The organism is Sphingomonas sp. NPDC092440 (assembly GCF_044754985.1).
Lineage (GTDB): Bacteria > Pseudomonadota > Alphaproteobacteria > Sphingomonadales > Sphingomonadaceae > Sphingomonas.
Map to the genome: position 1 here is coordinate 286,215 of NZ_JBIVQA010000007.1, position 19,667 is coordinate 305,881.

Below are 19,667 nucleotides of genomic sequence, written 5' to 3' on the forward strand. Positions count from 1 at the left end.
CCTTTACGCAGAGTATCTGCCCATCATAGGAAGATCCCCGGCCCTATGGACGGAAACGGCCGATTAAGTTGCGGCTGGCGTTCGCCGGCGCGGCAACCTATCTGGGAAATCGTACCCACCATTTTCGCCGACACGCATTTTTCGCGCTGCCGGCCATTTCCCGTTGAGGACCGAATGGATCGCGAAACCCGTCTCAAGCGCCTGCGCTTCCGCGCCTGGCATCGCGGCGTGAAGGAAGCAGATCTGCTGATCGGCGGCTTCTTCGATCGGCATGGCGCCGGCTGGAACGATGCCGAGATGGACCTGTTCGAGGAACTGCTCGAGGAGCAGGACGTCGATATCATGGCCTGGGCGATGGGCGTCGAGCCCGCTCCCCCACGCTATGCCGGTACGGTAATGACCGCCCTCAAGACCTTGAACTACGTGCCTATTTCTCGCTGAGCCCGAATGCCCGACCTCAAGACCATCCTCTCCGCGCAAAGGCCTCTCACCCTGTCGGGCGCCCCGGCCGGTTTCCTTCCCTGGATGCTGGCCGATCTGGCGCGCACGGGGCGGATGGCCGTCTTCGTCGCGCCCGACGAAGCCGCGATGCGCGCCGTGGCCGGCACCGCGCCCTATTTCGCGCCCGAGCTCGAAATCCTCGGCTTTCCCGCCTGGGACTGCCTTCCCTATGACCGCGCCAGCCCGACCCTGCGCGTCATGGCCGAACGGCTGGCTACGCTCCATGCCCTTCAGAACAAAAGCGAAAAGCCGCGCCTGCTGGTCACCACGGTAAACGCCGTCACCCAGCGCACGCTCACGCCCTTCCGCATCCGCCAGCTCGTTGCGCGCCTTGCGCCCGGCGAGCGTATCAGCCTGGAAAAGCTCGGAAATCTGCTTCAGGCGAATGGCTATATCCGCGTCGACACCGTGAACGACGCCGGCGAGTTCGCAGTGCGCGGCGGCCTGGTCGACCTCTTCCCCTCGGGCGCCGAACAGGCATTGCGGCTCGACTTTTTCGGCGACGAGATCGAGAGCGTCCGCACCTTCGATCCCTCGGACCAGCGCACCACCGGGCGGATCGACGGCTTCACGCTCCTCCCCGCTTCCGAGGCCCTGCTCGATGAGGAGTCGGTCAAGCGCTTCCGCACGCGATACCGGGAAAAGTTCGGCGCCACCGCCACCGGCGATCCGCTCTACCAGGCGATCAGCGACGGCCGCCGCCTCGCCGGCATGGAGCATTGGCTGCCGCTGTTCGAGGAACGTCTGGAGACGCTGTTCGAGCATCTTCCCGGCGATGCGATCCTGATCCGCGACGCCGGCGATGCCGGTGCCGCCGAGGCGCGGTTCGAAGCGATCGCCGACTATCAGTCGAACCGCGTCCGCGCCCAGTCCGCCGATCCGGGCAGCTATCGCCCGCTCGCTGCCGATGCGCTCTATCTTGTTGCGAACGAATGGGAAAAGCGCCTCACCGACTGGCCGGCCCACACCAGCACGCCCTTTCACGAGCCGACCAGCGCCACCGTCCTCGATTTCGACGTCGACGGCCCGCGCGACTTCGCGCCCGAGCGCGCCGCCGGCGCCAATGTCTATGAAGCCGTAGTCGATCATATCGCCAAGCTACGGAAATCGCGCCAGAAACCGATACTCGCCAGCTATTCGAACGGCGCCCGCGAGCGCCTGACCGGGCTGCTCGCCGATCACGGCCTCAAGACCGCGCGCAAGGCGGACAGCTGGCACGAGGCGATGGGCATCGCCGACAGCGCGGTCGCGATGATCGTGCTGCCGCTCGATCATGGCTTCTCCGCCCCCGGCGTCGCGGTGCTCACCGAGCAGGACATGCTGGGCGACCGCCTCGTCCGCCGCTCGAAGCGCCGCAAGTCGACCGACGCCTTTCTCAACGAGCTGGCGACGCTCTCGCCGGGCGATCTGGTGGTGCACGTCGATCACGGCATCGGCCGCTATGAGGGCCTCACCCAGATCCCGGTGCAGAAGGCCCCGCACGACTGCGTCGCCCTCACCTATGCCGGCGGCGACAAGCTCTATGTCCCGGTCGAGAATCTCGAGGTCCTGAGCCGCTACGGCGCGGGCGAGGAAGGCGCGGCGCTCGACCGGCTGGGCGGCGAGGCCTGGCAGCGGCGCAAGAGCCGCATGAAGGAGCGGATCCGCGAGATCGCGGGCGAGCTCATCGCCACCGCCGCCAAGCGCGCCACCCGCCCCGCCGAAGTCGCCGAGCCTGATGCCGGCGGCTATCCCGCCTTTGTCGACCGCTTCCCTTATGAGGAGACCGACGACCAGGACCGCGCGATCGGCGACGTGCTCGAGGATCTCGCCGCCGGCCGCCCGATGGACCGGCTGATCGTCGGCGATGTCGGCTTCGGCAAGACCGAGGTGGCGCTGCGTGCTGCCTTCGTCGCGGCGATGGCCGGCATGCAGGTGGCGGTGGTCTGCCCGACCACCCTGCTCGCGCGCCAGCATTTCAACAATTTCACCCAGCGCTTCGAAGGCTTCCCGATCAAGGTGGGCCGCCTCTCGCGCCTGGTGGGCAGCACCGAGATGAAGGCGACCAAGGACGGCGCCGCCGACGGCACGATCGACATCGTCGTCGGCACCCATGCCGTCCTCGCCAAGGGCGTCGAGTTCAAGCGGCTCGGCCTGGTCATCGTCGACGAGGAGCAGCGCTTCGGCGTCACCCACAAGGAGCGGCTGAAGGCAATGAAGGCGGACGTCCATGTCCTCACCCTCACCGCCACGCCGATCCCACGCACGCTCCAGATGGCGATGTCGGGCCTGCGCGAGCTGAGCGTGATCCAGACCCCGCCGGTCGATCGCCTGGCGGTGCGCACCTATGTGATGCCCTGGGACCCGGTGGTGCTGCGCGAAGCCCTCCTTCGCGAGCATTATCGCGGCGGCCAGGCCTATTTCGTCACTCCGCGCATCTCGGACCTGCCCGAGATCGAGGAGTTCCTGCGGAGCGACGTGCCCGAGATCCGCTATGTCGTCGCGCACGGCCAGATGGCGGCGGGCGAGGTCGAGGAGCGCATGTCCGCCTTCTACGATCGCAAATACGACCTGCTCGTCTCGACCACGATCATCGAGAGCGGCATCGACATTCCCAGCGCCAACACGCTGATCATCAACCGGGCGGACAAGTTCGGCCTCGCCCAGCTCTACCAGCTGCGCGGCCGGGTCGGGCGCTCCAAGACCCGCGCCTATGCCTATCTGACCACCCCGGCCCAGCGCCTGATGACCGAGGCGGCGGAAAAGCGGCTCAAGGTGCTGTCCGACCTGGAATCGCTGGGCGCCGGCTTCCAGCTCGCCAGCCACGATCTGGACATCCGCGGCGCCGGCAACCTGCTCGGCGACGAGCAGTCCGGCCATATCAAGGAGGTCGGCTACGAACTCTACCAGTCGATGCTGGAGGAGGCGATCCTCGACGCCAAGGCCGGCGGCCTGCGCGACGAGCGCCCGCGCGACCTGAGCCCGCAGATCACCGTCGACGCGCCGATCATGATCCCCGAGGCCTATGTTCCCGATCTCGACCTGCGCATGGGCCTGTATCGCCGCCTCAACGACGTGGAGGACCGCGCCGGCATCGAGGCCTTCGCCGCCGAGCTGATCGACCGGTTCGGCAAGCTGCCCGAGGCGACCGAGAACCTGATCACGCTGATCGAGGCCAAGCTGAACGCCAAGCGCGCCTGCATCGCCAAGCTCGACGTCGGCCCCAAGGGCGCGCTGGTCAGCTTCCACGACGACAAATTCCCCAATGTCGACGGCCTGCTCGCCTATGTCGACAAGCTGGAGGGCACGGCGAAGCTGCGCCCCGACATGAAGCTGGTGATCACCCGCGCCTGGGCGACGCCCCAGGCCCGGCTCAACGGCGCGCTCCAGCTGTCCCGGGGCCTCGCGAAAGCGGCGGGATAAACCCGTAGCGCCCCGCACCTCCGCCCTCGCGGCCTCCTAGAATGGGGGGACTGGCCCGCCGCCTGACCGGTGGGTCTCCCCCCAAGGAGTGCCGAGTGACCGACCCCATTTCTTCCCGTCTCGCGTTCATGGAGATGGATGCCGCCCAGCGCGCCACGCTTTCCGGAAACGGCGCGCTGATCCGTTCGGCGATCGGCAAGGCACTCGACCGCTTCTACGCCCGCGTCCGCGCCACGCCGGAGACCGCGCGCTTCTTCGCCAGCCCCGGGCACATGCGCAGCGCCCAGACGGCGCAGGAAGGCCATTGGAACCACCTCGCCACGGGGCAGTTCGACGCGCAATATCACCAGAGCGTGCGCCGCATCGGCGCCACCCATGCGCGCATCGGGCTCGAGCCGCGCTGGTATGTCGGCGGCTATGCGCTGGTGCTCGAGCAGCTGCTCCACGAGGCGATGGCGCGCACGCCCTGGTGGCGGCGCCTGCTCGGCACGCTGCGCCCGCGCGCGCTCGCGGTCCTGCCCGCCGCGCTGGTCAAGGCCGCGTTGCTCGACATGGAATTGTCGCTCTCGATCTATTTCGAGGAGGAGCAGGCGAGCCGCGAAGCCGCGATGGGCACGCTGGGCGAGGCCCTTGCCGCGCTCGCCGGCGGCGACCTCACCCGCCAGCTTGCGGACATGCCGGGTGCCTATGCCTCGCTCGAGCATAACTACAATCACACGCTCGCGCGGATGCGCGAGATGCTCCAGGCCGTTGCCGCGGGCACCCGGCGGATCAACGGCACCACCGGCGAGATCGCCCAAGCCGCGGACGATCTCGCCCAGCGCACCCAGGCGAATGCCGCCAGCCTCGAGCAGACCAGCGCCGCCGTCGCGCAGATGGACGATCGCTCGCGCAGCACCGCCCAGGCCGCGAAGTCGACCGTCACGCGCGCCGATCAGGCGATCGCCACCGTCGATGGGGGGCGCGCCGTCGCCACCCAGGCGGTCGAGGCGATGCACCGCGTCTCGGAAAGCGCCAAGGGCATCGATGCGGTGATCGAGGGGCTCGACAAGATCGCCTTCCAGACGCGCGTGCTCGCGATGAACGCCGCGGTCGAGGCCGGGCGCGCCGGCGAGGCGGGGCGCGGCTTCGCCGTCGTCGCCGATCTGGTCAGCGCGCTGGCGATGCGCGCCGAGGAGGAAGCCGGCCGCGCCCGCGAGCAGCTCACCACCACCCAGGCGGAGGTCGTCACCGCGGTCGATGCGGTGATGCAGGTCGACGATGCACTGGCCAACATCGCGAGCGACGTCGGCGAAGTGCACGCGCTGCTCGCCAGCATGGCGCGGGACAATGGCGCCCAGGCGATCGCGATCGGCGAAGTCTCCACCGCGATCGGCGCCATGGACCAGGGCACGCAGCAGAATGCGGCCATGGTCGAGCAGACTTCGGCCGCCACCCGCACGCTCGCCCAGGAGGCACGGACGCTCGCCGAGCTCACCTGCGCTTTCCGCACCGATGCGGCGGCCATCCCGCCGCGTCCCAATGGCACGCACCCGATCTTCAGCGGCACGACACGCGACTTGCCGCCCGCCGCCGTTTCGGCCCTGCGCGTGCGCTCTTAGCTTGGGGCCCCCTCATGCCTTTCCGACTTTCATGGCACCGGTATTTTTGCGTAGTTGCGCATACTGGAACTCCGTTCAGGATGCAGGCGAAATGGTGCTGCTCGGCGCAATGCCCAGGCCTCCTGCCCTCTGGTGCGCAGGCGACCATGGGTCATCGCGTGGCTTCGTCGTGTTGAAGCCGATCCGATTTGGCGGGTTTCGCGTTGAAACGACTAGAACAAGGCTGCGTATCTGGCCGTGACCGATGGGATTGAGGCAGGCGAGACCCTGAACGGGTCCGCTCGTGAGGAGCGAGGCTTGAGGGAGCCGGACAGTTTCGAGCAACGCCGATTGTTGACCGAAGCGATGGCCCGGTTGTCGCATGCGACCTCGATCGACGAGTTGGTCAACGTGCTGCGGGAATGCGCGCGGACGATCGCACGCTGCGACGGCGTCACCGTCATCCGCCGCGAGGGCGACCAGGTCGCCTATGTCGCCGAGGATGCGATGACTCCGCTCTGGGCGGGCGAGCGCTTTCCGATCGAGAATTGCATATCGGGCCTCGCCATCCTCGAGGCGCGGCCGATCCACATTCCCGACATCTATGACGATCCGCGGGTTCCGGTGGACGCCTATCGGCCCACCTTCGTGCGCAGCATGTCGATGTATCCCATCGGGCTGATGGGGCCGAGCATGGCGATGGGCGCCTATTGGGCGGAAGCCGGGCCGATCGATCCGAGCACCAGCGCGCTGCTCGCCAGCCTGGCCCGCTATGCCGGGGTCACGCTGGGCCGCGTCACCGAAGGCCGGGGCGCCGACCCGGCCTGAACTCACCGAAGCGCGAGGCTGTCCTCGCGCTCGTCTTCCAGTTCGTCTGCGGAGAATTTCTCGCGCTGCATGCTGAAGCCGCCATGCGCCTGGTCCAGCTTCCAGCTGCCGCTCGCCTCGGTGCCCTGGTCGTCTATGCTGCCCTCGTAGAAGACGGCATGGTCCCAGCGGCCGTGATATTGCTTCACGAACTGGATCCGCGCGCCGCTGCGCCGCCCCGCCACCGTGGCGCCGCGCACGCCGCCCTGCCCGTCCCGCTCGCTGATGCTGCCCGAGACGGCGCCGCCGGTCTCCTCCAGCAGGGCGATGAAGCCATTGTCCTGCCCGTCGACGCTGCTGACATAGCGGCCGTACCAGACGCCGCTCAGATCGCGCGGATCGCTCATCCCCGGCTCACCAGCTGGGCCAGCGCCGGCACGTCGACCGGCGCCGAGCAGAGGAAGCCCTGGAAATATTGGCAGCCTTCCTTGGCGAGCAGGTCGAGCTGCTCGGCGGTCTCGACGCCTTCCGCCACCACCGCCAGCCCCAGCGAGCGCGCCATGTCGATCACGCCCCGCACCACCACCCGGTCGCGCGGCGAGCCGGTGATGTCCTGGCTGAGCTTCTTGTCGATCTTGAGATAGTCGAGCGGCAGTGCCTTGAGATAGGCGAGGCTCGAATAGCCCGTGCCGAAATCGTCGATGGCGACCCGGCACCCCGCCGCCCGCAACAGGGTGAGCAGCCGCGCGGCTTCGCCCAGGTCCGACATGATGCCGCCCTCGGTGATCTCCACCGTCAGCCGATTGCGCGGGAAATTGCTCGCGTCGATCCGGCCGAGCAGCGCATCGACGAAGCTTGCCCGCGCCACATCGGCCGCGGTCACGTTGATCGAGAGCCGCAGCTTGCTCAACGACATGGGCCAGTTCGCCGCCGCCGCCAGCGCGCGGCGCTGGACATGATCGGAGAGCGTCGCGTCGAGCCCCGCCCGCTCGGCCGCGGCAAACAGCGTGTCGGCGCCCAGCTCGCCGAACTCTGGGTGGTTCCAGCGCGCCAGCGCCTCCACGCCCACGACCTGCCCGGTGGCGATCGAGACCTGGGGCTGGAACAGCACGCCGATCTCGCCGCGCTCCAGCGCGCGGTGCAGGCTGTCGACGAGCAGATCGACCGGGGGAGCGCCCTTCTCCAGCGGCACGTCGCCGAGCAGCGCTTCGCTGGTGCGCCGCAGCAGGGCCGCGGCATTGTCGCCGGCCAGGCTCTCTCCGGTCACCAGCCGTGCCCCGAGCGGGGCGATGCCACCTCCCACCACGAAGGGCCGGGCCAGCGCATCCTCGAGCCGGGCCACCGCCGCACCGATCCTCGCGGCATCGGCATCGTCGCTGGCAACCAGGAATTCCGATCCGCCGATCCGCGCGACGATGGCGCCCTTGCCGAGCGTCTCGCGCGCCACTTCACCCACCCGGCGCGAGACGCTGCGCAGCAGCTCGTCCCCCACGGCCCGGCCATAGGCGGTGTTCACTGTCTCGAAACGCGTCAGCCCGATCAGCACGACGCCGACACGGCCGCCCTCCACCAGGCGCCGGTCGATCCAGCGCCGGGCGCTGGGCCCATCGCGCGCGCCGGTGAGCGCGTCGCGCACCGCCGCATTGGCATCGGGCGCCACGCCCAGCGCCTCGACGAGCGCATGCAGCCGGTTGGTCTGCGCATCATATTGAAGATGCTGCACCACCCGCCCCACGCCGGCCAGGTCGTGCGCGAAGGCAGTGGAAGGCGTGTCCGCGTTCAGGCGGCGCAGCGCGCTGCGCGCCAGCACCCGGTCCGCCGGATCGAGTCTGGCGAAGAAGGTCCGCGTGCCGGGTGCTTCGGGCAGGCCCAGCAGGCTCGCCAGCGCCGGCGTGAGCTGCAGCGAGCGCATTGCCGGATCGAATCGCCAGCCGAGCGGCTCGGGCGGCCCCTTTTCCTGCCCGTTCCACCCGGAGAGCCGCTCGACATGCCGCTGGGCGAAGCGGATCGCATGCGCCATCGCCGCCGAGGACATCGGGCTGGACAGGAAGTGGGTGGCCCCGGCATCGAAGAAATGGCGCATATGCACCGTGTCGCTCTGCGAGACGAGAATCAGCATCGCGGCGCCGTGCGCGTCGATCGTCGGCCCCAGCACCTTGGCCGCGTCCATCCCCTCGGACAGCGCGCCGCGTGCGTCGATCACCGCGACGGCTGCTCCGCTCGACAGGAAACGCCGCTCGAGCGCATCCGAGCGCCGCGCCGCCACCACCCGCCAGCCGCCCCCCGCTGCGGCCGCCGCGACTTCGTCGCGCTGGCGAAAGCTGAGGACGAACACCGGTGCAGCATCTGCGTTGGCGCTTTCGATGACTGTGAAATCTTCGGACATTCCCCTCTCGATAACGCGAACGCTTGCCCGCCGCCATCATCATGCGTAACTCGTCTTGCATGGCAGCCGCGCCCGCCTTGATCGACGCCCATGGCCGCGCGATCCAGTATTTGCGCATTTCGGTCACGGATCGCTGCGACCTGCGCTGCCGCTATTGCATGCCCGAGAAGATGCGCTTCCTGCCGCGCGGCGCGCTGCTGAGCCTCGACGAGCTGGCGCTGGTCGCCGATCGCTTCGTCGCGCGCGGCGTGCGCAAGATCCGCCTGACCGGGGGGGAGCCGCTGGTCCGCGGCGACACGATGGCGCTGGTCCGCCGGATCGCCCGCCATCTCGGCGCGGGCCTCGACGAAATCACCCTCACCACCAACGGCACGCACCTCGCCGACCATGCCGAGGCGCTGCACGACGCCGGGGTGCGCCGCGTCAACGTCAGCCTCGATAGCCGCGATCCGGAGACCTTCCGGCACATCACCCGGCATGGCGAGCTGGCGAAGGTGCTGGCCGGCATCGCCGCCGCGCGGGCCGCCGGCATCGCGGTCAAGCTCAACATGGTCGCATTGAAGGGCCTCAACGAAAGCGAGATCCCCGCAATGCTCGCCTGGGCGGCGACGGAAGGCATGGACCTCACCCTGATCGAGACGATGCCGCTGGGCGAGGTGGAGGAAGATCGCACCGATCGCTTCCTGCCGCTCACCGGCGTGCTGGCCGCGCTACGCGCGCGCTTCGCATTGATCCCCGACACGCATCGCACCGGCGGCCCCGCGCGCTACTGGCGCGTCGCGGACACCGGCACGCGGCTGGGCCTGATCACACCGCTCAGCGCCAATTTCTGCGACGGATGCAACCGCGTCCGCCTCGCCAGCGACGGAAAGCTCTATATGTGCCTCGGCCATGACGCGGGAGTCGACATCAAGGCCGCGCTGCGCGGTGCCGGCCCTGCCGGCCTCGACGAAGCGATCGATGCCGCGCTGCGGCGCAAGCCGGCCCGCCACGATTTTCGCATCGCCGCCGGAGCCGCCCCGGCCACGCGCCGCCACATGAGCGTCACCGGCGGATGAGCCAGCTCCGCGCGCTCGTCGTCTCGCCCACCGAACCCGCCCAGCTCGCCGCCGAAGAGCTGGCCGAGGCATATGAATGGGTTCCCGTCGAACAGGCCGAGGCGATCGTCGCCCTGGGCGGCGACGGCTTCATGCTCCAGACGCTCCACAATCTGCTGGAGAGCCGCCGCAGCGTTCCGGTGTTCGGCATGAATCTGGGCACGGTCGGCTTCCTGATGAACGACTGGCGGCGCGACGGGCTCGACGAACGGCTCGCCCGCGCCAAGCCGTTCAAGGTGAGTCCGCTCAAGATGAACGCGATCAATGCCGCCGGCGAGCGCTTCGAACTGCCGGCAATCAACGAAGTCTCGTTCCTGCGCGAGACGCGCCAGACGGCGAAGCTCGAAGTCACCGTCAATGATCGCGTCGTGCTGCCGGAGCTGGTGTGCGACGGCCTGCTCGTCGCCACGCCCGCCGGCTCCACCGCATATAACCTGTCCGTCCAAGGCCCGATCCTGCCGCTGGGTTCGGCGATGCTGGCGATGACGCCGATCAGCCCGTTCCGCCCGCGGCGCTGGCGCGGCGCGATCCTGCCCGACAAGGCCCGCATCGCGATTCGCGTGCTGGAGGCAGACAAGCGGCCGGTGAGCGCCGTGGCGGATCAGCGCGAAGTGCGCGACGTCGCCAGGGTGGAGATAGCGATCGACCATCACCGCGACCTCACCTTGCTCTTCGATCCGGAGCATGCGCTGGATGATCGGATAACGATGGAACAATTCGTCGCCTGACCTCTTGCAATCCGCAGAAACCCGCTGCATAGGGCCGCCTCCGCCGCGGTTCGCCGGGTGGAGAGATGGTGATCCCTGATAGCTCAGCGGTAGAGCTCTCGACTGTTAATCGAGCGGCCGTAGGTTCGAATCCTACTCAGGGAGCCATTTCGGATTGAAACTGCGAAAGCCGATTCCCGCAGTTTCCACTCTACGGTTTCCTCCAGACGCCACGAGCGTCTGGAGGAGCGTGGGTTTCGAGCCTTTGATCCTTATTTCGTCAGCTCCGACCTCGACACGCTGGACAAGCGTCTGAACGTGGTGCCGTCGGAAGCTCCCATCTTTCGCCCTGATCTGACGCCGGGCCTCGCTTGCGAAGGCTTCCAGTAGCTCAGGTGTGATCTGGTTCGTCTTTCCTTCGCCGCGATCCTCAGCCCTGTCGGCGTCGGCGCGCGCCGAGTCTCGCATCCGCTTCAATTCCGCGATTCGTCCCTTGAGGTTGGAATCGTCCAGTTCCGCGAGTCCGTTCTCGATGGCCTCGTATAGACGGGTCAGCTTGGCCTCAGCGTCCGCAGCCTGCTTCCGAAGGGCGACGATTCGATCCTTGAGATTGTCGGCGTGCGCCTCCCGACGCTCCAGCACGCCAGCGAGCAGCTTTTCGAGGTGCCCCTTTTCAAGAAGCAACTCCTCTAGGCAGCCCACAACTTTGTCATCTAGGACGTCCATCGGGATGGTTCGGCCCTTGCAGCCCGTCTTCCCCTGTCGGGCGGTCGTGCAGCACGTGTAGTAGCGGTATTGATTCCCCTTGCCTGACGTCCGCAGTGTCATCGCTCCACCGCAGTCGGCGCAATAGCAAACGCCGCCCAGGAGCGTGCCGGCCGCTACAAAGCGCGGAGCCTTCAGTTGGGGGCTGCGAGACCGCATGATCGCCTGAACTTCGGCAAATTCGTCGGCATCGATGATCGGATCGACCTCGACATCGACGATCTCGTCCTCCGACTTGCGCTCTCCCCGACGCTTTCCGGATACATTGAAGCGGTGCCGACCGATGTAGGTCTCGCGCGTCAGGATCTGGTGAACTGCGCCAACACCCCAGCGGCCTCCCGTCTGGGTGCGTATCCCTCGAATGTTGAGATAGTCCGCAATCTGCCGGGACCCCATGGGCCCGTCTTCTCCCCCGAGGCGCGCCAGCCGGAACATGAGCCGCACCGTCTCCAACTGCATGGGATCGGGCTCGATGCGCTTCTTGACCCTGATGCCTCTCTGTTCCGCGGAGACAATACGATATCCGAACGGAGGACGTGAGCCGTTCCAAAAGCCTTGCCGCGCATTCTCACGCATCGCCCGCAGCGTATGCTTCGCGTTCTCTTTCGACTGATATTCGTCAAAGAGCGCCATGATCTGGCGCATCATCACGCTCATCGGATCGTCGCCGAGATCCTGCGTGATCGAAACGAGGCGGACACCGTTCTTCGCCAAACGGCGGAAATGAAATTCCAGTTGGAACTGATCGCGAAAAAAGCGGGAGAAGGAGTGGACGATGATCGTATCGAACAGCGCCGGCTTTTGCGTGGCTGCGTCCATCATCTTTTGGAACTCGGGACGGCGGTCGTCGGTGGCGGAGGCCCCCGGCTCCACGAACTCCGCCGCGACAGCCAGACCCTTCGCCTGACAATACGACTGAAGCTGCCGGCGCTGGTCCGGGATCGAAAGGTCATTCTCGGCCTGCCGCCCCGTCGAAACCCTCAAATACAAGGCGGCGCGTCCTGTCGACGCCAAGGCAGGTGTCGCGTTGGCGTTCATGACAATCCTCCGTTCAAGATTTCAGTCTTGCGGCCCCAGCAGATCATCAAGGAACGGGCCGAAATGCGCTTCGAACACATCCAGCTCGGCCTCCGTGACCGGCATCCCTGCGGTCCAGTCGTGGGTGACTTTCGTATTCCGCTCCAGAGCGCGCGGGCGGCGAACAGCGGCGGCCGACGAACGGCGCCGCTTCCTGGGCTCGACGTCGTCAGAACCAACAGGATAGTAGTCGTGGAGACTGACGATGATGGCCGATGCCAGATGTTCTCTTTCGTTTGACATAAGCGCATAATCGCATACTCCTATCTAAACTTCACCGATATCAATGATTTACTGGCATTCTTAGCATCGGGAATTTGGATACTCCGGACGCCATGCGGTTACGCCTGCCGTCGTTTTCGGGCTCTGGAATAGTGCAAATTCCAAGAATCGGCGACGTTTGGCCTCGGTCTGCGTCGGTGATTGAAGTTTCCATTTTCATGAGATATATATAGCAGGACAATTGAACATTCTCAAGGGATCTCATCTCATGACGCCTCCCGCTTCAGCCGGTACTCAGCGTCGTCGCAGCCGCGCAACGAACTTCACCGGCGAACCAACCTCTGCCGCGTCGACGCGTGTCCGGCGCCCCGAACCCGGATCAAGTGAGGATCTCGTAGCGGCTTTCGTGCTGCGTAGCGGCAGGGCCCTCGCGCGCATCGCCGAGCGCATGCCGCGTGATCGGCTCCTGGCGGCGGTCGGCGCGTCAACGGACACGGACGTTCTCTTCAGCTCACTTCACGAGGCGGCAGCCATCGGCGCCGAGATTCTGCCCGATCGGCCCGACCCATTGACCGAAGCGCTATTGCGCGGCTCCGAAATGAAGCGGGAAATGCTCAAAGCCGAAGGCGGTGTTCTTTCCGCGCAGCAGCTCGCTGAGCACCTTGGCATCACGCCGCAGGGTCTCGGCCGTAAGCGCGAGCGCAGCCAAGTGTTCTGGCTCGATGTAGGCGACGGCTATGTCTACCCCGCGTTTCAGATCGGCAAGAATGGGCTATTGCGGGGCATCCGCGACGTGCTGGACGCCTTCACCGTCGAAGATGCCTGGATGCGAGTCAACTTCATGCTGACTGGCGACGCCAGGCTCGAAGGCCAGCGACCGATCGATCTGCTCCGCAAAGGTCAGACAGATGAGGTTGTCAGGGCGGCAGCGGCTTACGGCGAACATGGCGCCGCCTGATCCGAGACCGCTGCCGCCCGCCGATTTCGCCGCCCGCGATCTGCCCATAGAGATCATCGATAAAGGCGCTCGGCTGGTCCGCATCCATCGCACGGAACTTAGCCCGATCTTTTTCGGGTCCTCTGGCGGCAACCGCTTTGATGATCCGACACGCCAGTATGGCGTCTCCTACCTCTCACAAACGATTGAAGGCGCGTTCGCCGAAACGTGCCTTCGCTCTATCGGCGCCCGTTTCGTTGCACTGAGCTTTCTTGAGGCCCGATCATTCTGCGAGATCGAGGTCACATCGCCTTTGCGGGTCGTCTCGGTTCACGGCCCTGGCCTGGCTCGCATCGGTGCTACAGGCATTGTAACCAGCGGTCCGCACTCGGTTGCGCAGGAGTGGTCGCGCGCCATCCATGATCATTCGGCTGGCGCCGATGGCGTCGTTTACCGCTCCAACCACGACAACGGGGAACTCTGCGTCGCGCTGTTCGAGCGGGCGCACGACCGTCTGGCTGTGATCGCTTCCACGCCCATACTATCAAACCGCGACCGTCTCGGCGAACTGTTTGCCCGATATAAGGTCGGTCTGGGATAGCTCCCTCACCCGTGATCGGAAACGTGATCGAATCCGCGACCACCTTGACTCTTCCAATCGAAAAGTAGAACAAATAGCGAACATGCTTGTCAACCCGCCCTTGGAGGTCAGGAACGAACTTGCGGCCCGAGCCCGCCATAGAATCCTTGCGCGCGCAGATCGAGAAGATCGAAGGCAAAAGCCGGCGCGTCAAATCGGTGCTTCCCTTTGGAATTGCCGAGGTGGATTCACGACTCCCCGGCGAAGGCCTGGCGCTCGGCGCGCTGCACGAGATCGCGGGCGGCGGTAACGGCGCGATCGACGGTGCCGCCGCCGCGCTCTTTGCCGCCGGAATTGCTGCGCGCACCAAGGGCAAGGTGCTGTGGTGCGTCACCCGTCCCGACCTCTTCGCACCGGCGTTGGCCCAAGCCGGCCTCCCGCCAGATCGCGTGATCTATGTTGAGGCCGGGGACGACAAGACCGTCCTGGCCTGTGTCGAGGAAGGCCTGCGTCATGGCGGACTCGGCGCCGTCGTCGCAGAAATCGGCCGCCTGTCGATGACCGCCTCGCGTCGCCTTCAACTCGCCGCCGAGGGCACCGGTGCAATCGGCCTGGCGCTACGCCGCTGGCGGCGACAAACGGAGGCCACGGACTTCGGCCAGCCAACCGCCGCCATGACCCGCTGGCGGGTCTCGGCCCTGCCTTCACCCACTTTGCCCGTTCCGGGAGTCGGCCGACACCGCTGGCTTGTCGAGCTGATCCGCGCTCGCGCGGGCGAGAGTGCTGATTTCGAATTGGAGGCGTGCGATGACACGGGTCGTCTCGCTCTTCCTGCCCACATGGTCGACAGATCGCGTGCGCAGGACGGCCGGCGACGCGGCGCCTCCGGCTGAGGCGCCGCTCGTCCTGATCGGCCATGACGGGAGAAGGCGGGTGGTGGTCGCGGCCGATGCCGCGGCCCAGTCCGCCGGCCTGCGCGTGGGGATGCCGGCGACCAGGGCCCAGGTCCTCGTCCCGGGCCTCCTCGTTCAGGACGCCGCTCCCACGGCCGACGCCGAGGCGCTCGACCGCCTCGCGCTCTGGGTCCTGCAACGCTACGCCCCGATCGTCGCCGCCTGCCTGCCTGACGGCATCGTCATCGACACGACCGGCGCCGATCATCTGCACGGCGGCGAACACGCCATGCTGTCGGGCATGGTCGACCGCCTAGCGGGCTCGGGGATCGTCGCCCGCGCCGCCGTCGCCGACACCTGGGGCGCGGCGCACGCCCTCGCGCGATACGCCGGCCGGTCGCCCCTGATCTCCCCGCCGAGAGCCGTCGAAGCCGCGATCGCGCCGCTGCCGATCGCGGCGCTCCGGCTGCCGCCGGCCCTGGTCCACAATCTGCGGACGCTGGGCTTCGACCGCATTGGCGATCTAGTCGCGCAGCCGCGCGCCCCGCTCACGCTTCGCTTCGGACCCGAGCTAGGCCGCCGGATCGACCAGGCGCTCGGCCTCGCGCCCGAACTCATCGACCCGATCCGGCCGGACGACCTGATCGAGGTCCGCCGCAGCTTTCCTGAACCGATCGGCGCGGCCGAGACCATCGCCCGCTATATCGGCAAGCTGGTGGTCCAGCTCTGCGCGGCGCTCGAAGAACGCGGCCTCGGCGCGCGGCGCCTCGACCTGCTCTGCCATCGCGTCGACAACATCATGCAGGCGGTCCGCGTCGGCACGGCCTTGCCGGTGCGCGACGTCAAGCGCCTGACCCGGCTTCTGTGCGACAAGATCGAGACCATCGAACCCGGCTTCGGTATCGAAATCCTGACGCTCACAGCGACAATCGCCGAACCGATCGACGGCAAGCAGACCATCACCTCCCTTATCGACGACACCGTGCCGGACGTCTCCGATCTCGTCGATACGCTCGCCAACCGGGTTGGCGGCAGTCGCATCTATCGCGCCGCGCCGGTCGCCAGCGACGTCCCCGAGCGCTCCGTCTGTCGCGTGCCCGCCATGTCGCCCGAGACCGGGGCGACATGGTCCGGCGACTGGCCGCGACCGCCGCGTCTGCTCGATCGTCCCGAATTGATCGAGATCGTCGCGCTGCTGCCCGATCATCCTCCGGTGTCCTTCACCTGGCGCGGTGTCCGGCGACGCGTGAAGCGCGCCGACGGCCCCGAGCGCTTGTTCGGAGAATGGTGGAAGCGCGACGCCGAACTGGTCGCCGTGCGGGACTATTTCCGGATCGAGGATGACGCCGGCGAACGCTACTGGATCTACCGCGCCGGCGATGGTGAGGATGCGGCCACTGGATCGCACCGCTGGTTCCTGCATGGGGTGTTCGGATGAACGGCCCCCGCTATGCCGAACTCCAGGTCACCTCCCATTTCAGCTTCCTGCGGGGCGCGAGCGGCTGCGACGAGCTGTTCGCCACCGCAGCCCTGCTCGGCATCGAGGCGCTGGCCATCGTCGACCGCAACTCGCTGGCCGGCATCGTCCGCGCCCATGAGGCGGCAAAGACGACGGGCGTACGCCTCGTCGTCGGCTGCCGTCTCGACCTCGCCGACGGCATGTCGGTGCTGGTCTATCCGACCGACCGACCAGCCTATTCGCGGCTCTGCCGTCTGCTGTCGCTCGGCAAGAAGCGCGGCGGCAAGGCGAAATGTCATCTCGAATGGGCTGATCTCGTCGCCTATCGCGAGGGCCTACTTGCCGTTCTCTTGCCGGACCACGCCGACGACGGATGCGGCCTGCGCCTGCGGCGGTTGCGCGAGGCCTTTGGCGACCGGGCCTATATGGCACTGTCGCTGCGCCGCCGGCCGAACGACCAGCTCCGTCTGCACGAACTGTCCAACCTCGCGACCCGGATGCGGGTGCCGACCATCGTCACCAACGACGTGCTGTTCCACGCGCCCGACCGCCGCATCCTTCAGGACGTCGTCACCTGTATCCGTCACAACGTCACCATCGATGCGCTGGGCGAACGGCGTGAGCGGCACGCCGATCGCTACCTCAAACCGCCGGAGGAGATGCACCGGCTGTTCGGCCGCTATCCCGAGGCCCTGGCCCGCACGTTGCAGATCGCGGAGCGTTGCCGCTTCTCGCTCGACGAGCTGGCCTACCAATACCCCGAGGAACGCGACGACCCGGCGCTGACGCCACAAGAGACGCTGGCCAAGCTGACCTGGGAAGGTGCCGCAGAACGCTACCCCGAGGGCCTGCCGGACAGCGTCCGCGCCGCGCTCGAGCACGAGCTGAGGCTTATCGAGAAGCTGCAATACGCCCCTTATTTCCTGACGGTGAACAGCATCGTGCGGTTCGCGCGCTCCAAGGACATCCTGTGCCAGGGCCGCGGCTCGGCCGCGAATTCGGCCGTCTGCTATGTGCTCGGCATCACCTCGATCGATCCCGGCCGTAACGACCTCCTGTTCGAGCGCTTTGTCAGCGAGGAGCGGCGCGAACCGCCCGACATCGACGTCGACTTCGAACATGAGCGGCGCGAGATCGTTATGCAGTGGGTCTTCGAGACCTATGGCCGCGACCATGCCGCGCTCTGCTCGACCGTCATCCGCTACCGCTCAAAGGGTGCGCTGCGTGACGTCGGCAAGGCGCTCGGCCTCACCGAGGACCTGATCAAGACCCTGTCCTCGCAGGTCTGGGGCTGGTCGGAGGAAGGCGTCGAGCCCAAGCACGTCGAAGAGCTGAACCTCAACCTCGGCGATCGCCGGCTTCGCCTCGCTCTCGATCTCGCCCGCCAGCTCATGGGCGCGCCACGCCATCTCTCCCAGCATCCCGGCGGCTTCGTGCTGACCCATGACCGACTCGATGAGCTGGTGCCGATCGAACCCGCCGCCATGGTCGATCGCCAGGTTATCGAGTGGGACAAGGACGACATCGATGCGCTGAAATTCATGAAGGTCGACGTCTTGGCCTTGGGCATGCTGACCTGCATGAAGCGCGGCCTCGACCTCCTGGCCGACCACAAGGGGGTCCAACTCGATCTTGCGACCATCCCGGCTGAGGACCCGCGCACCTATGCGATGATCAGGAAGGCGGACACCCTCGGCACCTTCCAGATCGAGTCCCGCGCGCAGATGTCGATGTTGCCGCGCCTCAGGCCGCGGACCTTTTACGATCTCGTCGTGCAGGTCGCCATCGTCCGGCCCGGCCCAATCCAGGGCGACATGGTGCATCCCTATCTGCGCCGCCGCGAGGGGCTGGAGCCGGTCCACTATCCCAAGCCCGAACTGGAGAAGGTGCTCGGCAAGACGCTCGGCGTCCCGCTGTTTCAGGAACAGGCGATGCGCGTCGCGATCGAATGCGCCGGCTTCACGCCCGGCGAGGCCGACATGCTGCGCAAGTCGATGGCGACCTTCAAGTTCACCGGCGGCGTCTCCCACTTCCGGGACAAGCTCATCAACGGCATGGTCGACAACGGCTATGAACCGGAGTTCGCCGAACACACCTTCAAGCAGCTCGAAGGCTTCGGCAGTTACGGGTTTCCGGAAAGCCACGCAGCCTCTTTTGCGCTAATCGCCTACGCCTCGGCGTGGCTCAAATGCTGGCACCCCGACATCTTCTGCGCGGCGCTGCTCAATTCCCAGCCGATGGGCTTCTATGCCCCCGCTCAAATCGTGCGCGACGCCCAGGACCATCACGTCGAGGTCCGGCCGGTCTGCATCAACGCCTCGCGCTGGGACTGCACCTTGGAGCCGACCGGCGACGATGGCCGCTTCGCGGTCCGTCTCGGCCTGCGCATGGTCAAGGGGCTGGCGAACGCCAACGCCGCCGCCATCGTCAGCGCGCGGGCTGATACGCCCTTTGCCTCGATCGACGATCTATGGCGCCGCGCCGGCGTGCCGGTCGCCGCCCTGGTGCAAATCGCCGAGGGCGACGGCTTCCGCCCGTCACTCAGCATGGCGCGGCGTGAGGCGCTCTGGGCAATAAAAGCGCTACGCGATGAACCCTTGCCCCTCTTCGCGGCCGCCACCGCCCATGAACAGCAGCTCGTGCCCGAGATCAGCGAGGCCGCCGTCAGCCTTCGGCCCATGACGGCAGGCTCGGAGGTGGTGGAGGACTACGGCCATATCGGGCTGTCGCTGCGCAGCCACCCGGTCGCCTTCCTGCGCGACGATCTGCGCCGACGGCGAATCTTCACCTGTCAGCAGGCGATGGATGCCCGCGACGGCCGTTGGCTGGAGGCCGCCGGCATCGTGCTGGTCCGGCAGCGGCCCGGCAGCGCGAAGGGCGTGATGTTCATAACCCTCGAAGACGAAACCGGCATCGCCAACCTCGTCGTCTGGCCGCAGGTCTTCGAGAAGAACCGCCGTATCATCCTGTCGGCCGGAATGTTCGCCGTGCGCGGACGCATCCAGCGCGAGGGCGAAGTCGTGCATCTGGTCGCGCAGCGCCTCACCGATCTCTCGGCCGACCTGGCCAGCGTCGGTGATCGGGATGCGGCCTTTCCGCTGCCGCACGGACGCGGCGATGAATTCCATCACGGCTCGCCGACGCCCGATCCGCGTGGACTGGCGCCAAAGGGCCTGCGCACGCGCGACATCTACATTCCCGACCTCCACATCGACTCGATCAAAGTGAAGACACGGGATTTCCGGTAGAACGCG

At 67.0% G+C, this 19,667-nt stretch carries 15 protein-coding genes and 1 tRNA gene; 12 read left to right on the forward strand and 4 right to left on the reverse strand.

The genetic code is table 11. The annotated features are described in order from the left end of the window. Nucleotides 1-174 precede the first annotated feature (174 nt). The 4 genes from ACIQCS_RS14295 (at nt 175) to ACIQCS_RS14310 (ending at nt 6,311) form a co-directional block, all read left to right on the forward strand. The gene (locus tag ACIQCS_RS14295) at nt 175-441 is read left to right on the forward strand and encodes a succinate dehydrogenase assembly factor 2 (protein WP_280279227.1); all 267 of its coding nucleotides are present in this window, start codon (nt 175-177) and stop codon (nt 439-441) included. 6 nt (nt 442-447) lie between these two features. After that, nucleotides 448-3,903, forward strand: a complete 3,456-nt coding sequence (gene mfd, locus ACIQCS_RS14300) for a transcription-repair coupling factor (protein ID WP_345851499.1) — start codon at nt 448-450, stop codon at nt 3,901-3,903. A 95-nt stretch (nt 3,904-3,998) separates the two neighbouring features. After that, nucleotides 3,999-5,504: a globin-coupled sensor protein gene (locus ACIQCS_RS14305; protein WP_345851498.1), complete on the forward strand. Its 1,506-nt coding sequence runs from the start codon at nt 3,999-4,001 to the stop codon at nt 5,502-5,504. A 297-nt stretch (nt 5,505-5,801) separates the two neighbouring features. Then, nucleotides 5,802-6,311, forward strand: coding sequence for a GAF domain-containing protein (locus ACIQCS_RS14310; protein ID WP_401531184.1), 510 nt, complete (start codon nt 5,802-5,804; stop codon nt 6,309-6,311). A 2-nt stretch (nt 6,312-6,313) separates the two neighbouring features. On the opposite strand, the gene ACIQCS_RS14315 is transcribed toward ACIQCS_RS14310, so the two are convergent. Both ACIQCS_RS14315 and ACIQCS_RS14320 read right to left on the reverse strand, forming a co-directional pair. Then, complete coding sequence (locus tag ACIQCS_RS14315) at nt 6,314-6,697, reverse strand: hypothetical protein (RefSeq protein ID WP_345851496.1); 384 nt, start codon at nt 6,695-6,697, stop codon at nt 6,314-6,316. Continuing rightward, nucleotides 6,694-8,676 (reverse strand): bifunctional diguanylate cyclase/phosphodiesterase, encoded by a 1,983-nt coding sequence (locus ACIQCS_RS14320; protein ID WP_345851494.1) that lies wholly within the window; start codon nt 8,674-8,676, stop codon nt 6,694-6,696. The genes ACIQCS_RS14315 and ACIQCS_RS14320 overlap by 4 nt, the downstream gene beginning before the upstream one ends. A 59-nt stretch (nt 8,677-8,735) precedes the next feature. Here ACIQCS_RS14320 and moaA point away from each other — a divergent pair, with 59 nt between their 5' ends. The 3 genes from moaA (at nt 8,736) to ACIQCS_RS14335 (ending at nt 10,648) form a co-directional block, all read left to right on the forward strand. Continuing rightward, complete coding sequence (gene moaA, locus ACIQCS_RS14325; protein ID WP_345851493.1) at nt 8,736-9,734, forward strand: GTP 3',8-cyclase MoaA; 999 nt, start codon at nt 8,736-8,738, stop codon at nt 9,732-9,734. After that, nucleotides 9,731-10,501, forward strand: a complete 771-nt coding sequence (locus ACIQCS_RS14330; protein WP_345851490.1) for an NAD kinase — start codon at nt 9,731-9,733, stop codon at nt 10,499-10,501. The genes moaA and ACIQCS_RS14330 overlap by 4 nt, the downstream gene beginning before the upstream one ends. 72 nt (nt 10,502-10,573) lie before the next feature. Next, nucleotides 10,574-10,648: transfer RNA gene (locus ACIQCS_RS14335), tRNA-Asn, on the forward strand. On the opposite strand, the gene ACIQCS_RS14340 is transcribed toward ACIQCS_RS14335, so the two are convergent. Together ACIQCS_RS14340 and ACIQCS_RS14345 are read right to left on the reverse strand one after the other, a co-directional pair. Beyond that, the gene (locus ACIQCS_RS14340; RefSeq protein ID WP_194917204.1) at nt 10,634-12,283 is read right to left on the reverse strand and encodes a recombinase family protein; all 1,650 of its coding nucleotides are present in this window, start codon (nt 12,281-12,283) and stop codon (nt 10,634-10,636) included. The two genes, ACIQCS_RS14335 and ACIQCS_RS14340, sit on opposite strands and share 15 nt — an antisense overlap. Before the next feature lie 21 nt (nt 12,284-12,304). Next, on the reverse strand, nt 12,305-12,565 hold the full coding sequence (locus ACIQCS_RS14345) for a hypothetical protein (RefSeq protein ID WP_066117412.1): 261 nt from the start codon (nt 12,563-12,565) through the stop codon (nt 12,305-12,307). Nucleotides 12,566-12,785: 220 nt separating this feature from the next. Here ACIQCS_RS14345 and ACIQCS_RS14350 point away from each other — a divergent pair, with 220 nt between their 5' ends. The 5 genes from ACIQCS_RS14350 (at nt 12,786) to ACIQCS_RS14370 (ending at nt 19,661) form a co-directional block, all read left to right on the forward strand. Beyond that, nucleotides 12,786-13,502, forward strand: coding sequence for an Rv2175c family DNA-binding protein (locus ACIQCS_RS14350; RefSeq protein ID WP_142172103.1), 717 nt, complete (start codon nt 12,786-12,788; stop codon nt 13,500-13,502). Next, nucleotides 13,489-14,082: an RES family NAD+ phosphorylase gene (locus ACIQCS_RS14355; protein WP_066117407.1), complete on the forward strand. Its 594-nt coding sequence runs from the start codon at nt 13,489-13,491 to the stop codon at nt 14,080-14,082. The genes ACIQCS_RS14350 and ACIQCS_RS14355 overlap by 14 nt, the downstream gene beginning before the upstream one ends. Nucleotides 14,083-14,228: 146 nt before the next feature. Further along, complete coding sequence (locus ACIQCS_RS14360; protein WP_198149233.1) at nt 14,229-14,954, forward strand: ImuA family protein; 726 nt, start codon at nt 14,229-14,231, stop codon at nt 14,952-14,954. Continuing rightward, nucleotides 14,869-16,392, forward strand: coding sequence for a DUF6504 family protein (locus ACIQCS_RS14365; RefSeq protein ID WP_066117403.1), 1,524 nt, complete (start codon nt 14,869-14,871; stop codon nt 16,390-16,392). Before ACIQCS_RS14360 ends, ACIQCS_RS14365 begins: the two co-directional genes overlap by 86 nt. After that, entirely contained in the window at nt 16,389-19,661 is a 3,273-nt protein-coding gene (locus ACIQCS_RS14370; RefSeq protein ID WP_066117401.1) for an error-prone DNA polymerase, read from the forward strand. The genes ACIQCS_RS14365 and ACIQCS_RS14370 overlap by 4 nt, the downstream gene beginning before the upstream one ends. The last annotated feature ends 6 nt before the right edge of the window (nt 19,662-19,667 follow it).

Coding starts and splice junctions, on each gene's coding strand:
- ACIQCS_RS14295 (WP_280279227.1), top strand. CDS start 175: ATGGATCGCGAAACCCGTCTCAAGCGCCTGCGCTTCCGCGCCTGGCAT.
- mfd (WP_345851499.1), top strand. CDS start 448: ATGCCCGACCTCAAGACCATCCTCTCCGCGCAAAGGCCTCTCACCCTG.
- ACIQCS_RS14315 (WP_345851496.1), bottom strand. CDS start 6,697: ATGAGCGATCCGCGCGATCTGAGCGGCGTCTGGTACGGCCGCTATGTC.
- ACIQCS_RS14320 (WP_345851494.1), bottom strand. CDS start 8,676: ATGTCCGAAGATTTCACAGTCATCGAAAGCGCCAACGCAGATGCTGCA.
- moaA (WP_345851493.1), top strand. CDS start 8,736: ATGGCAGCCGCGCCCGCCTTGATCGACGCCCATGGCCGCGCGATCCAG.
- ACIQCS_RS14330 (WP_345851490.1), top strand. CDS start 9,731: ATGAGCCAGCTCCGCGCGCTCGTCGTCTCGCCCACCGAACCCGCCCAG.
- ACIQCS_RS14340 (WP_194917204.1), bottom strand. CDS start 12,283: ATGAACGCCAACGCGACACCTGCCTTGGCGTCGACAGGACGCGCCGCC.
- ACIQCS_RS14345 (WP_066117412.1), bottom strand. CDS start 12,565: ATGTCAAACGAAAGAGAACATCTGGCATCGGCCATCATCGTCAGTCTC.
- ACIQCS_RS14355 (WP_066117407.1), top strand. CDS start 13,489: ATGGCGCCGCCTGATCCGAGACCGCTGCCGCCCGCCGATTTCGCCGCC.
- ACIQCS_RS14365 (WP_066117403.1), top strand. CDS start 14,869: ATGACACGGGTCGTCTCGCTCTTCCTGCCCACATGGTCGACAGATCGC.
- ACIQCS_RS14370 (WP_066117401.1), top strand. CDS start 16,389: ATGAACGGCCCCCGCTATGCCGAACTCCAGGTCACCTCCCATTTCAGC.